General features: G+C 39.6%; 15 protein-coding genes and 1 pseudogene. 8 read left to right on the top strand and 8 right to left on the bottom strand.

Translation table 11 applies throughout. The features are described 5' to 3' along the window. Window positions 1-57 precede the first annotated feature (57 nt). The 3 genes from galE (at window position 58) to Q4546_RS15690 (ending at window position 2,310) form a co-directional block, all read left to right on the top strand. Window positions 58-1,071: a UDP-glucose 4-epimerase GalE gene (gene galE, locus Q4546_RS15700; protein WP_102437743.1), complete on the top strand. Its 1,014-nt coding sequence runs from the start codon at window positions 58-60 to the stop codon at window positions 1,069-1,071. 119 nt (window positions 1,072-1,190) lie between these two features. After that, the gene (gene napF / locus Q4546_RS15695; RefSeq protein WP_102437745.1) at window positions 1,191-1,685 is read left to right on the top strand and encodes a ferredoxin-type protein NapF; all 495 of its coding nucleotides are present in this window, start codon (window positions 1,191-1,193) and stop codon (window positions 1,683-1,685) included. Between the two features lie 196 nt (window positions 1,686-1,881). Further along, complete coding sequence (locus tag Q4546_RS15690; RefSeq protein ID WP_102437747.1) at window positions 1,882-2,310, top strand: polymer-forming cytoskeletal protein; 429 nt, start codon at window positions 1,882-1,884, stop codon at window positions 2,308-2,310. Between the two features lie 170 nt (window positions 2,311-2,480). Here Q4546_RS15690 and Q4546_RS15685 read toward each other — a convergent pair whose 3' ends face one another. Both Q4546_RS15685 and Q4546_RS15680 read right to left on the bottom strand, forming a co-directional pair. Further along, complete coding sequence (locus Q4546_RS15685; protein WP_102437749.1) at window positions 2,481-3,173, bottom strand: DUF2982 domain-containing protein; 693 nt, start codon at window positions 3,171-3,173, stop codon at window positions 2,481-2,483. Continuing rightward, the gene (locus Q4546_RS15680; protein WP_102519035.1) at window positions 3,166-3,966 is read right to left on the bottom strand and encodes an ElyC/SanA/YdcF family protein; all 801 of its coding nucleotides are present in this window, start codon (window positions 3,964-3,966) and stop codon (window positions 3,166-3,168) included. The genes Q4546_RS15685 and Q4546_RS15680 overlap by 8 nt, the downstream gene beginning before the upstream one ends. Window positions 3,967-4,441: 475 nt before the next feature. Between Q4546_RS15680 and Q4546_RS15675 the strand changes: the two genes are divergently transcribed. The 3 genes from Q4546_RS15675 to Q4546_RS15665 are packed head-to-tail and all read left to right on the top strand — an operon-like array spanning window position 4,442 to window position 6,033. Next, window positions 4,442-4,813 (top strand): hypothetical protein, encoded by a 372-nt coding sequence (locus Q4546_RS15675; RefSeq protein WP_102439542.1) that lies wholly within the window; start codon window positions 4,442-4,444, stop codon window positions 4,811-4,813. Window positions 4,814-4,868: 55 nt separating this feature from the next. Next, window positions 4,869-5,480 carry a metallophosphoesterase gene (locus tag Q4546_RS15670; RefSeq protein WP_157936444.1) on the top strand — a complete coding sequence of 204 codons (612 nt, stop codon included), beginning with the start codon at window positions 4,869-4,871 and terminating at the stop codon, window positions 5,478-5,480. 49 nt (window positions 5,481-5,529) lie between these two features. Further along, window positions 5,530-6,033, top strand: a complete 504-nt coding sequence (locus Q4546_RS15665; RefSeq protein WP_102439544.1) for a hypothetical protein — start codon at window positions 5,530-5,532, stop codon at window positions 6,031-6,033. A gap of 311 nt (window positions 6,034-6,344) precedes the next feature. Here the strand turns inward: Q4546_RS15665 and Q4546_RS15660 are convergent, their stop codons facing one another. The 5 genes from Q4546_RS15660 to Q4546_RS15640 form a co-directional block, all read right to left on the bottom strand. Further along, window positions 6,345-7,151 (bottom strand): alpha/beta fold hydrolase, encoded by an 807-nt coding sequence (locus Q4546_RS15660; protein ID WP_241903451.1) that lies wholly within the window; start codon window positions 7,149-7,151, stop codon window positions 6,345-6,347. Between the two features lie 417 nt (window positions 7,152-7,568). Further along, a complete protein-coding gene (locus tag Q4546_RS15655) occupies window positions 7,569-7,859 on the bottom strand; it encodes a hypothetical protein (RefSeq protein ID WP_303446582.1) in 291 nt (96 codons plus the stop codon). 260 nt (window positions 7,860-8,119) lie between these two features. After that, entirely contained in the window at window positions 8,120-9,097 is a 978-nt protein-coding gene (locus tag Q4546_RS15650) for a transposase (RefSeq protein WP_303446593.1), read from the bottom strand. A 27-nt stretch (window positions 9,098-9,124) separates the two neighbouring features. Then, on the bottom strand, window positions 9,125-9,784 hold the full coding sequence (locus Q4546_RS15645) for a hypothetical protein (RefSeq protein ID WP_303446581.1): 660 nt from the start codon (window positions 9,782-9,784) through the stop codon (window positions 9,125-9,127). Between the two features lie 370 nt (window positions 9,785-10,154). Next, on the bottom strand, window positions 10,155-10,634 hold the full coding sequence (locus Q4546_RS15640; RefSeq protein ID WP_303446580.1) for a hypothetical protein: 480 nt from the start codon (window positions 10,632-10,634) through the stop codon (window positions 10,155-10,157). An 855-nt stretch (window positions 10,635-11,489) separates the two neighbouring features. Between Q4546_RS15640 and Q4546_RS15635 the strand changes: the two are divergent. Next, a pseudogene (locus Q4546_RS15635) lies at window positions 11,490-11,767 on the top strand (transposase); the annotation flags it as partial. Window positions 11,768-12,029: 262 nt separating this feature from the next. Here the strand turns inward: Q4546_RS15635 and Q4546_RS15630 are convergent. Next, the gene (locus Q4546_RS15630) at window positions 12,030-12,395 is read right to left on the bottom strand and encodes a hypothetical protein (RefSeq protein WP_303446578.1); all 366 of its coding nucleotides are present in this window, start codon (window positions 12,393-12,395) and stop codon (window positions 12,030-12,032) included. A gap of 274 nt (window positions 12,396-12,669) precedes the next feature. Here Q4546_RS15630 and Q4546_RS15625 point away from each other — a divergent pair, with 274 nt between their 5' ends. Then, a complete protein-coding gene (locus Q4546_RS15625) occupies window positions 12,670-12,978 on the top strand; it encodes a phage integrase N-terminal SAM-like domain-containing protein (protein ID WP_368506621.1) in 309 nt (102 codons plus the stop codon). The last annotated feature ends 369 nt before the right edge of the window (window positions 12,979-13,347 follow it).

Genomic DNA, 13,347 nt, shown 5'->3' with positions numbered 1-13,347 from the left:
TAAGTAGACTGTCATTTTTGCATTCAATTTTATGTCATCCACAGTTAAGGACATTTCATGGCAATTTTAGTCACTGGCGGAGCCGGATATATAGGAAGCCACACTGTAGTTGAACTGTTAAATGCTAATCAACAGGTTATCATTGTCGATAATTTATCCAACGCCAATGTCATCGCCTTATCTCGCATTGAACAAATTACCGGTAAAAGCTGCATTTTTTATCAAGGCAGTGTGCTAAATAAAGCGCTATTACATAAAATATTTACTGATCATGTCATTGAATCAGTAATTCATTTTGCTGGTTTAAAAGCGGAGGCTGATTCAGTGTGTAAGCCATTGCAGTATTATGAAACTAATGTCACCGGCACAATAATTTTGTGCCAAGTCATGGCGGAACATCAGGTGAAAAAGTTAGTTTTTAGCTCTTCAGCTACGGTATACGGCATCCCTGATGGCTTGCCTATTAAAGAAACCGATTCAACCGGAGCCACGAACCCTTATGGTCAGTCAAAGCTGATGGTGGAACAACTACTGGCTGACTTACATACTGCTGATAATCAATGGGATATCACTATTTTACGCTACTTCAACCCAGTTGGTGCTCACCCAAGCGGACTGATCGGTGAAGATCCTAGCGATATTCCGAATAATCTTATGCCTTATATATGCCAAGTGGCTGTGGGCAAGCTAAAAGAATTACAGGTGTTTGGTAATGATTATCTTACCCCTGACGGCACAGGTGTACGAGATTACATCCATGTGGTTGATTTAGCCCAAGGCCACCTAAAAGCATTAGCTAAGCTCAACAGTAATTCAGGCATTGCCACCTACAATTTAGGCACAGGCCGTGGGTACAGCGTTATCGAAATTATTAATACCTTTGAGCAAATAACCGGTAAAGCGATACCCTATTGCTTTAGTGCTCGTAGAGAGGGCGATCTTGCGGCATACTTTGCTGACGTGTCTCAGGCGAAAACGGCATTAGATTGGCACGCTGAGCTGTCCCTTGAAACCATGGTTGAATCTAGCTGGCATTGGCAATCTAAAAATCCTGACGGCTACCGAAGTTAAGGGGTTAGTTGACATAGCTTTTTGAGCCTATTTATTTAAGCCCTGTAGATATTTACTGGCTAACTTTAGTCTCATTAATGTTAGCCTTGTTATTGTTAGCCAAAAATAGTGGAAGAAGTATGAGTCAGTCAGTCAATCACAGCCGCAGAAACCTATTTCGCAGACGTAAAATTGATGCCCAAAGACCGCCTTGGGTTAAGTCTGATATTGAGTTCACTGACGAATGTACTCGCTGTAATGCCTGCATCGATGCCTGCGAAACTAAGGTAATCATTAAAGGTGATGGTGGTTTTCCTGAAATATCATTCACAAACGACGAGTGCACATTCTGTCAGCAATGCGCCACAGTATGCAAAGAGCCCATTTTTGATCTTTCTCAACTCACGCCTTGGAACATAAAAGCCGGCGTCAATGACAGCTGTTTAACCTATCAAGGCGTATGGTGTCAAAGCTGTAAAGATGCCTGCGATCCCGCAGCAATAAGCTTTAAGATGGCCATTGGCCAAGTACCCAAACCTATGATTGATCTTGAGGCTTGTACAGGCTGCGGCGCTTGTGTTGCCCCCTGCCCATCAGCTTCTATCAGTGTCATTGAGCTTAACGTTACGAGTTAATGCTGTTTTAGCTAAGCTGTATCAATAAACTGTGTCAATAAGTCTTGGTAGTCAAAAAAGTCTTAATAGTCAAAATTTAATTGTTTTTTTTGCGATTAATTGTCGCTATATTAAATGTTAAATACTAACAACAAAATAAATTTAACCGCATAATTATCCTGGTCATTGCGGTCAAAAATGCATAAAGAGAGCGAATATGTTTAGTAAAAAAAGTCCCACAAGTAACCTGAGTTTTATTGCCAATGATTGTGAATTAAGCGGTAATATCAAAGTTAACGGCGACGTACTTATTGCAGGGAAAGTTGATGGCGAAATTCGCGCTTCTGGTAACATAACGGTTGAAGCTACTGGGGTTGTCACCGGTGGTGTTGTTTGTGTGGAAGCGACGGTTTCTGGCTTAATGACAGGTAATATTAATTGCGAAAAACTCACCATTACCAATACCGGAACTTTTGATGGTGAAGTGTACAGTAAGCGTATGGAAATTTTAGATAACGGTCAGTTCCTTGGTTATCGAAAAGCTTACGATAAACAAAGCAAAGCATTAGAAAATAATGAAAAATTGGTTTCCACTGTTGAAACTGAAAAAGAAAAGCCTCAACTCACTGCAGCTGTATCGGCATAGTCAATTTCAGCGTTTGGCTTATCCTTCATGAATATTTAAAACGAATGCCAAACATCGACGTTTGGCATTCGTTCAATAAGTTATTATTTAATAATTAAACACATCTCTTTTTGTAAGCACTTTTAATTAGCGCTTTGGCTATAAGTTAGCAATATCTACAAATAATCGCTTTAGGGCTTAATAGATTGCTGCTGCCATTGCCGCAGTAAGCTGACAAACTCCGCTGGCGCTCTATCTAGGCTATCAATAGATAAATAAAGGTGAAACCCTAGTTGAGCATCTAAGGTTTGGCAGCGATGGCCAAACATGGCTAATACGCCACGATAACGCTCACCATTAACCACTAATGGGGTAAATTCAGCGCCGACATAGGTTTCAAGGCTTTGTAAGTCTTCATCTTGAGTCGCTGCTGTCATGAGTAACGGCCGCTGCTCAGTCAATAACCCGGTGGCTAACCTTGGGGAGATACAATCTAAAATCGGATTGATGTGTTTGAGTTTAATGCCAATATACGGCAGTTCAATTAACTCAAGATTTTGGGTCACCCGTGACACGTCAATACGCTGCACATTATCCCAAGCTACGTGCACTGTGCCGCGGCCATGATAATAATCAAATCCTGCTGCAGATAATTTAAAACTGGCTTTCGGCTGATTTATTTTGGCAACACCTAGTACCAGCCCTACACTGCCAACGGCAAAAAACACCATACCGACACCAAATAGGCTTTTGTTGTTGATAAATAATATCAAGCTGATAAATACCGCAATGCCACCAGCAATGGTTAAACTAATGCCGTTGCGCTTATTATGCGGCGCGATAAACAATGGCTCTGAGCGCTCATGTTGGCTGGGATCAGACATCAGTTAATAATCCTTTTATGGTTAGCCATAACATGCCCACATACTCGTGAATTGCACGCTGGGATATATACAGATTTTCAGCACTAAAGCGCCACCAATAACCCGGTGAGCTGATAAAATTAGTCGGCGCGGCGATGGGATTTAAATCAAGTGTGGTAAAAATCTTCATTGAGCGCGGCATATGGGTCGCAGAGGTAACCAATATAAAAGGCTTATTGGCAATTAACTCAGCCATAGATTTAGCTTCTTCAATGGTATCTAGCGCATCAGCAAACGTCACTATTTGGCTTGCTTGCACGCCCAGCTCAATCGCCGCTTGCTGCATAATTTCAGCATGGGGGGTTGGCGTTAAGCCGCCACTCCAACCACTGACCACCAACTGGCAACGATTATCTGCAAGTTTTAGCTGCCTTACGCCTTCTGATAATCTTGCTAATGCTGTCGATGATAACTGCTGCACCGCAGCTCGATTAGCATTTTCAGTGTGACCTGAACCCAGCACCATCACATAACAGGCTTGCTGCGCATTAGCGACAGTACCCGATTGATAAACGAGGGTTAACGGGGAGTTATTCACTGGGTATTGAGACTCTAAACTGGCTGCTAACCCTGCACTAAATTGCGAATTACTCAGTAGCAATAAAATAGCGAAAGCCGCGATTAAAGCGCTTTGCCCTAAGGTTTTCAATCGCTGGGATTGGCTGCGGAACACAAATATCGCCAATAACAGCAGTAATAATGTCAGCGGAATAGGCATAACCAATTGAGATAAGATTTTTTTAAGCCAAAACATCGAGATACCCAGTTTTTAATGAAACGATATTTTAACTTGTCACAGCCAAGATTACTATTTGAAGCGCAAGCAATCTGCAATTAAGCCTGCGTGTTGGCTTAAGGGAATGTCGCCTTACATTAAAGTTTGAAACGTTTATCGACTTAAAACTGCATTAACTTGTAATCAGTAAGGCCGCAAAACACAATAAAGATTGAAATTTTTGCTTTACCGCATGACGCCACAGCGAACAATAAAGACAATAAAGACCGAAACTCACTTTTGGACAGAAATGTGTTAGAACATTGACTCTAAATTAGGAAGTTCAGATTAGGAAATGTATGACGATGGTAGTCCTTATCGCCCATTCCTATGCCTTTTTTTTATCTTAACGGAACAACAATTCATACTCTCAATGTCAAGTTGACGCCTGGGCATATTGACACTGTCGCAATTGTTATGTAACCTTAATTCAAATCACAAAGGAGTACATCTCATGTCTAGTCAAGTTACCAACTATTTACATCGTTCGTTCATCGCTTTATTTGAAGAGCAAGATGGCCAAGATATTTGGTCGTGCATAAAAGATCCAACTAACATTGTTAGAATGGAAACCGCGATATATCTAGGCAAAACGCCCTTGGAGTCCATTACTCCGGAGCTCTTAAAGCTTGATATTTTTAAACCTGATAGTGGGCAAGATGTCCAACGTCAAAATCGATTCAAACAGTTAACAGGTTCTCTTGTTAAGTATATGCTTTGCAATAAACTTGATAAGTATCAGCTCAATGACAACAAGACCAAGTTGAGAGCAAGTGAAGACCGTCAGCAAATATTTTCAGCGGCATCTACTTACAAAGCTAAGTAACCAAGTCTGATCACACTTAGTAAGTTTGGTGAAGTAGTAATTCGGAGGGGGAATTTTGAGAATTTTGCATGTGACTGACTTACATTTTCACAAGGTTCAATGCGAGTGGGTGGCAAAGCAATCCAATGAAGCCGATGTGCTGTGCATTACTGGTGACTTTCTTGATGATAGGCTTGAGTGCTCAACCACATTAGCAGCTCAAGTGACATGGTTACGAAAGTGGCTAAGTCAAATCCCTATCCCTGTATTTGTTTGCAGTGGTAATCACGACAATCCGTTAGATGATGAATCGGACGCTGACCATGACTGGCTTAACTCAATTCCTAATATCCTTGGTGACAATAGTCAATTTAAGCTTAATGGCGTTAAGTTTGGTTGTATCCCTTACCAATGTGAAAACATAGAGCGCTTCAGTGATTGTGCCGTTTTATTGCATCATGAGCCACCATCAGGTCTAAAAACAGCACTACAAGACCGTGTTGATTGGGGTTCAGAAGATTTAAAATCTTGTCTCAGGCTCGGTGCCATAACGCCACGATGGTTATTGTGCGGCCATGTGCATAGGCCACTAAAGAATGTGTCAAAATATCGATCTAGTATAGTGTCTAATCCTGGCTCCAATAGACATCTAGACACTCCAAATCACCACTGGATTAATATTTTGTAACGGATTAATTTTCAATAAAAATTTGAATTACCAAAAAAGAGAGATTTCAATGAAAGAAAAAGAATTCAATTACCAATTTTGTGGCTTTTCTGTTGTTATCAGAAATGGTAAGGGACGTGCTAAGTTTGGGAAAGATGTTGTTTTCGACACTAGTGGGGAGTCGCACGAGAAGATTAAGTCTGAGTTAGAAAACCAGATTGTTGATCACCGAATTAGTTTACTTACGCCCTTCATATCTGAGTTTGATATCGACACAAAAGTATTGCTTGGGTTAATCCAAATCCCAGCAGTCTTCGCAGAGAGATTGATTCATCAAATGCATCAATATGCCAACAATTGGGGTATGGACGTTAATGTACGATTTGGTTTGCTTGGTATGCTCGCGGAAGGTAAGCCAGGCTTCCCTAACTACCAAATCGAAACGTCTGATTCGAGTAAGAAAGAAACTTTTAAGTTTAGTGGTGAACACTATGGCTATGAGCTTTTTGAAGAAGGTCATATTACGCCTCCAATGAGCACAAACCACTTACGAGCTATTTGGTGCTTGCAGTAGCAATATCTCCAAGCCAGCACGAGTTGTTGTGTAGTTGCATAGTAAACCAGGCCATTCTATTGGAGGTGATAATATTTTTTTGAGGGGGAATGCTACAGGCTTTACCTCAAAATATACCAACTTTAAACTCATTTTGGGGCAGAAATGTGTTACGTCCCTAACCCACTTTTGGACAAAAACTCGTTAGAGTTATAACTCTTAAAGTGATGAGTCTCATTAGGGAAAGTATGGCAACCGAGACTGTAACTAATTTTTTGTAACTGCCCCTCACCATATCTTGTGCCGGAGTCTAGATACCTCCGGCAATCCGATTAGTGTTTAATTCGATCCAGCAGAGCTTTTATTTCATTAATGACCATTTCTGGTTCATCATTTTGTGGATAATGATAGCTTTTATCAGTCAATACTATTTTACCTTTCGGAAAACTAAGTACCCAATCTGAATGCAATTGTCCCCACATCGTGCGAGCTTTATCGTTGAAAAATAGCACTGGAGGATTTTGATACTTTTTAACTGACGCAATGACTGTAACCGGAATATTAGGAATCTCAGGGTAATCAGGAAGTGGGCGTTTTGACCAAAAATCGAGATACTGGTTAGACATGCCATTTGCTTGGTCATCTAATTTTATTTGAGCGATTTCCTTCTCTGCTTTTTCCAAATCGATTTTTCTCATAATATCAACATCATGCTCAGAGGCAGGCTCAATCAACATTAATCCAGAAACCCATTCAGGATAGGTTGCAGAAAATCGTCTGGCAATATAAGCACCATATGAATGCGCAACATAAACTACTGGTTTTTTAATGTTTAAAACTTCAAGCAATAAACGAGCTTCCTCCGCATACTCTTCAGAGCTATAGTTTTTTCTGACTTTTTGCGAGCCACCATTACCTATCCGTGAATAGCGAATAACGCGGGTATCTTTAGCAAGTTTTTCAAATATAGGTTCCCAATCTGATAGCCCAGCAGTCCCACCTGCTTCTAGGAAAACAGTCTTTGAACCATTTCCTGCAATTTCGTATTCAACGTCATAACCGTTAACTTTTATAAAATTTGGTTTGGCTATAGCTTCACCAGCAATAAAAAAAACGATAAACAAAAAAACAAATCTCACGGGTTCTCCTTGAAGCACTAAATCTCGCATAGTGCGCACTTGAAACCAATTATTTAAGCCTCGCTTTAGCAAAGCTATTGATTAATAAGCACTCTAGCAAAGCCATGCTGAATAAACGAGCAAAAAGACTGAAAAGAGATTATAGATATTGATGTCATACCTAAAGTGGTCAGTAACTGTCATTTATCGATTACCAAAAGTAGGTCAGCTGACTGGCTACTGTTGTGTGCTGCTTATCGTCTGCAACTCATAAAGGGGGGCATAAGTGAGTCAGCGCAGGCTCGCTGACTCAAAGATGGACAATAGTAAGTTAGAGTTTGCAGTCTAAATTGGCTGCTTCGGATTACTTAAATTTGAGCGAAGCAGGCCAATTAATAGTTAATGAACGCTAAACCAAGAGTATCCTGACGAATATAATTAACCTTCAGCTGCCATCCTAGATTTTTCTAACAAATTTACCTGCTGCCTATCAAGACCAGCCTTACCATACCTATAACATAAATAGTCTGAAGTATCTTGTTCATGAGTTGACATTATTACCTGACGATCTCGTAGTTCCACTCGTAACAAATCGCTAAATGATGCAATATTAATTTCATCCATGCACTGGGTCGGATCATCAATAAATACAAAAGCCGTTTTTGCATACTTTTTATTCAAAGCTAAGAATAATGAAAGTGACAACGCGCTAATTTGTCCGCTGCTCATAGACAACGTAGCATCGTGCTCTGAATCTCTTACAGAATTAAATTACACAGCCACCCATTATTTAGAAGTTATAACATAACGCCATTCGTTTTAAGTTGCTAACACTTACATCCATTAACTGATGGGATTATTCCTGCCAAAGGACTGAATATTTCATCATTAATCACCAAAAATAACTCATAAACTAAATTCAACACAGCAAAAAAGCTTGATATCTATCAAGTGGAAAATGCTTTTATTTGAAATTAAGAAATGGTGTATTAAGCGCACAACCAGCGCTGACAGTTAGCTGCACCTTGTCGTCGTTTTAGGTCTAAATGCTCACAATAATCTGTTAATGCAGGCAACGCCCCCACCGCACCTTTGAATAAAGCGCCAAACTCAGTGGTGATTTTAAGCCAATTCTCTGCGGGAATGTTCAGCCTATTGAGGATATCCTGACTACTCGCGCTAATGACGCCGCGTTTATCTTCTCGAATAATCCGCCCTGTATCTTCAACCAGCACAATGTAGTCTTTAACACTAAACATCAGTCCATTAGGCATATCTAAACGTTCATTTCCTACAAATGGTAGTAACTCTTTTGGTTGCTCACCTTTAATCGCTGAATTTATGCGTCGTTGAATACTTGTGTAATCTGAAGTTTCAGGTGTTGCAGCCATTTGTGCGCGAATTGGATTCAAATCAACATACGCCATACAGGCGAGTACGGCCGCATCATCTAACAAGGCTTGAGATTTAAACCGCCCTTCCCAAAAACGGCCTGTACACTTGTCTTCTTTATTGGCCATTCTAGCAATCGGTTCACTCAAGGAACGCATAAACCAACTAATATCGGTTAAACGTTCTCGATATAGCCCAATACAATCATTAACCGTCTTTAATTCAAACTCATTAAGGACTTCAGCTTTAACAAATTTATGCGTCAACAGGGTGCCTTTAAAGCCTTTATGCCATTGGGTAAGCACATCTATATCAGACCATTCTTTGGCTTTATCCACATCGACTTTAAGCACCACATGTAAATGATTACTCATCACCGCATAAGCACAGATATCAATCGCGAAAATCGTCGATAATTCAATAATTCGGTTATCTACCCACTCACGGCGATGTTCATAGTTTTCGCCTGTCGACTTATCAAACCCACACAAAAATGCCTTACGTACCACACGCGAACAACAGTGGTAGTAAGGCGTATCTTCTAAACTCACGAGTGTTTTTCTAGGTCTGGCCATCATTAATTACCGAAAATTAAGTAATAACTAAAGCCTAGTAGAGTGTTTAACATTTAGCCAACTAGAATGGGTGGCCTTGTTATTTATATATCCCCAAATCTTTGAGTTAAGTTCTTTTTCTGCTTTAGCTACAAATCCAGAACAATATGACCCTTCTATTTCTCTTGTAAACCAGTTGTTAGGGTGTTTTTTGGCCAACCATCTTGAAGTCTGACGTATTATGCGTAATCCCCAAAAAGCGATTGGAAGCATGACAGCAAGATAAACCAAAGCCCCGCCGTATATAAACTGTGCAATTGAAATGCCAATAATTATGATTACATTGGAAACATTAATAATCGCAGGTACCCCAGCAGCACCAGCTATTCCTATGTGGTAACGACTTTGCTTTGGATTTTCCTTCAACTTTTTATACATTAAGATTAATTCCTCAACTTCATTTTCATTGAGTTGTGGCTCACGCTCATATACAACTGCTGAAGTTGCATTTTTTAAAGCTTCTGTAAGTGGAATATGTCTTAAATCTTTATTATCAATGTCAGGGGTTGATTCAAGTACTTTATTATCTGAGACTGCTATAGCAACGTGTGTTATGAATGAAACAGTTCCTAATTTTATAATTGCTCCAGGAATAGTGTTTGTGTTCATCAAAATAATATCTCCTGGCTTAATTTTTATGTCTGTCATAATTAATTTACTATTTACCTATTTTAGAGATGAAAAAGCTACCAGCATATTTAACGCTGAGGCATAACGTTTTAGTATTTATGCGTTGCGCTGTTTGCAGGGCATAAATCGCTTGTTGGACTTGGCCGATGCCAAGTCCAGGTTAATTTGGTATGCTTTATGCTAGAGGTATTTGCTTTTTTTGATGCTGGCTCTGGGCTGTAGAGCTGTTTTGAATTGATTATATGGTTTGATATGTACTTTTTTCATTGAAATTCCCTTGTCATTGTTGTGTTCCATCCCATTTTTTTAAGTCTAGCTGATTCAATGAGGATAATATACTCGATTAAGTCCTCATTTGGCTCCGCGCAGCGGCTTAGTTCAACAGCTTTTATGTGTCAGTTCCTGCATAGTGATCTTCGACTATTGTCATAGCAGACTCTGTGGCGGCACTATGGTCATCAAACGATTGTTTATAAAAATAGAAAAATGCGATCCCGAACTCAGCTAATTCTATGAATATAAAGTTATTCGTAGAGTGGAAGAAATGAAAGTCTTTATTTTTAGTATGCATAATACAAAGGGAATTAAACCTATCAGCCTTTGATTTCACACTCAATACTTGCAATGCCGAGCGAAAATTTGAAAACACCTTTGCTGGACTCGTGTCCATAGAGCCTTGAAACATTGCAATAGGCATTTTGCCAATAAAAGGAATGTACTCAGCACCTTTTACCTTATTTAAGTTTCTGCGAAGGTCGAGTACTTGAAATTTGTACTCTAGAGTTTCTAACCATAGGATGATTAACTCTAAGGTCTCATGTGTGAACTCTTGGTGACTAACATCGACTCTTTCAAATTCATGCTTCAAATGTCTCTCCAAATAGCCAAGGAGATTCGAGTTGCAATCTTTGCATGCAGGTAGTGTAGTTTTATTGTATGTTTGATAAATACCGTTAGTTGTTGTTTCGAAAGTTCGCTTCGTACAACGATTATAGACCCATTGAGGTATCACGTGCTCTCTAGTCAGTTGATCTTGAGACCCACAAATTATGCACATCTCTGCTGAGTGTTCGGCTATAATTACGTCAGTAATTTTCTTCTTATTTGCTCTGATTTTCTTTCGAAGTTGAACCAATTTTAACTGAATACTCATCTAAGGCATGACTCCTAACTCGCTCTAGCACATAACGCTTCCTGTACGACTCTACGCCGTAGTTCACGTACATATAATGCAGCCTTTCATCGAGTACTTCAATATATAATCAATAGGTTAGTGAACACATTGAAAGGTTAGACCACGCTGTGTAGCATAATATATAAATGAACTGCATTCGGATAATTTTTTTGATGGCAAACGCATTCCAACAAAATATGAATGAGCATATACACTAGCTTGCTTTGGGGCAGAAATGAGCTACACACTCCTCTATCACTTTCGAATAAACACACCCGATCATCAAATATTATATTCAAGTCGCTCAATGTATTTGAGTAATGCCCTAGCCTGCATATCCTTCCCAATTAAAATGGGTGGCAATGTTAATTAGAGTCTTTGACTCAATTTTTTAGGCTTAAATCCTGCGCCTACTTTCTTGGTTCCTTTTGACGAATTACAGCTTGTGCAAGAGTCTGCCGCATTGCCTTCATTATTAGCGGCTTGGTCTGCTTGTTCAAATGTCATTTCACCTTCATAACTAATACATAGCCACCCATTATTTTGGTCGAATTTCTATGGTTGGTACTGCAACATGTGCTGCCGAAAGGCTTACGGCGAGTCAGAGATTTTGGATTACTCAGAGGAGGTTCAGCCAGGCTGCGGCAACGAATACGCTTGATGCTAGCCGTTGCTGGCACCGTGTTTGCGCCGCTCGAAAACACCACTAAAACTCAAGCCATACGACCTTGCCCTTGTTGCCGACAACCGATGATATTTATGGGGGTGCATGCACGACTGACAAGCTTTCTTAGGCAAAACCAACGACACCTAACGCCACTGTTTAAGCCGAGGAATTAGAAAGTGAACACTTAAGATGCAGAACAATAAAAGTATCAGGAGGTGCTAAGGTATTGATATGTTGAGGTAAAGAAATTAGCTGGCGATGCTAAGGGATCGATGCGGCTAGTGAAAAATGTTACTGCTCAGCACACACCGAAAAAGCGTAAGATCTTACGCCGATATTTACACTATAAAGGTATCACTCGGGCTTGTTCAACACTTGGGATAAGGACGCGGCTACGCGCGGCCTATCCTTATCTGTTATGTTTATTCTGGCAGTACATTAAGCATGCGTACTTTTGTACAAATATTGCGCTTTTTTGTTTTATATTCAGCACACTCCCAAAATCGTTCTTCCCATATTATTACTTTTGGAACGCTGCGATATTCACTCTTATTAAATATTTTCGTTGTAGGTATGTAATGCGACTTAGCATGTTCAAGTGAAATTTTTGCGGCTTTTAGTGTTTTGTCGGCTTCCTGGTACTGTTTGTAAGCGAGATCATACTCTTTTTGCTTTAATAATAGCCCCTCAGGCAACGAAACAGTTGCTACACCTACCTCTGCACAAACTAAGGGAGAGAAAAACCAACATATAAGAAGAACCAAAATTTGAGCATAGTTTGTTTTCATGAATTCACCTTTTAAACATAACAGCTTATTGATTAGCAGCAGGATAACCTCCTGCTTTCTTGTAAGTCTTTTCTTCAAACTATCACTTGTAAGTATTTGTTGTAAATATATTATTTAACAAAAAATACAGAAGAAATATGACAATTTAGAAGATAAAAAAGATGCATAGATGTTTACGAGGTCTGCATAACACTTTTATAAATATTACTAACTATTGATAATAATGAGTTAATTTTTAAAAGTTAGTATTATCGATGCGCCAATCAAACGATTTATGCATCTTTTTCATAGTAATTATCTTAACTTGAACTGTAACTGTGTATATATACAGCTAATTGGTGAGGCGACGGTTATGGGGCAATTAACATTTTTGGAGGCTATACGGGCAGAGATCAGGGTACGCCATTACAGCTATCAAACAGAAAAATCCTACCTCTATTGGAACCGTTATTTCATTCGACATTGTAATATTCGTCATGGCGCTGATATAAGCCCCGCTTTTATTGAACAATTTCTCTGCTTTTTAGCAGTCGAGTGTGAAGTGTCGCATTCGTACCATCCAGGAGTTATTGGCACACTGTGATGTCAAAACAACCGAGATATATACCCATGTGGTTGGTGGCCATCATACTGGGGTCATAAGTCCTCTTGATAGTCTTTAAGGCATACAACAAGACAAGCTACTAAAGCCATATCTTTTGCTTTCTGCATTAGTAAATATAAGGCAAACACAGAAACACAAAGTTAGAATGAGTCATTGTTCTAAATGATAATGGGGCATGGACGTGTTACTGGCACCAAATTTATACTTCATTTTAATTGGCTCAGTTATGCTAGATCATCACTTCAATCTAACCCATTGCCTGCCGCAGGTAATGTATAGGATATACAAATGTCGCGATCACATGGTCAATGATGTTCCCGACATCATCATGACATTTCCCAAATCCCT

It is taken from the genome of Shewanella sp. 4_MG-2023 (assembly GCF_030548015.1).
Classification (GTDB): domain Bacteria; phylum Pseudomonadota; class Gammaproteobacteria; order Enterobacterales; family Shewanellaceae; genus Shewanella.
The sequence above is the reverse complement of the archived record's forward strand: the minus strand, read 5'-3'. Positions and strand labels throughout refer to the sequence as shown.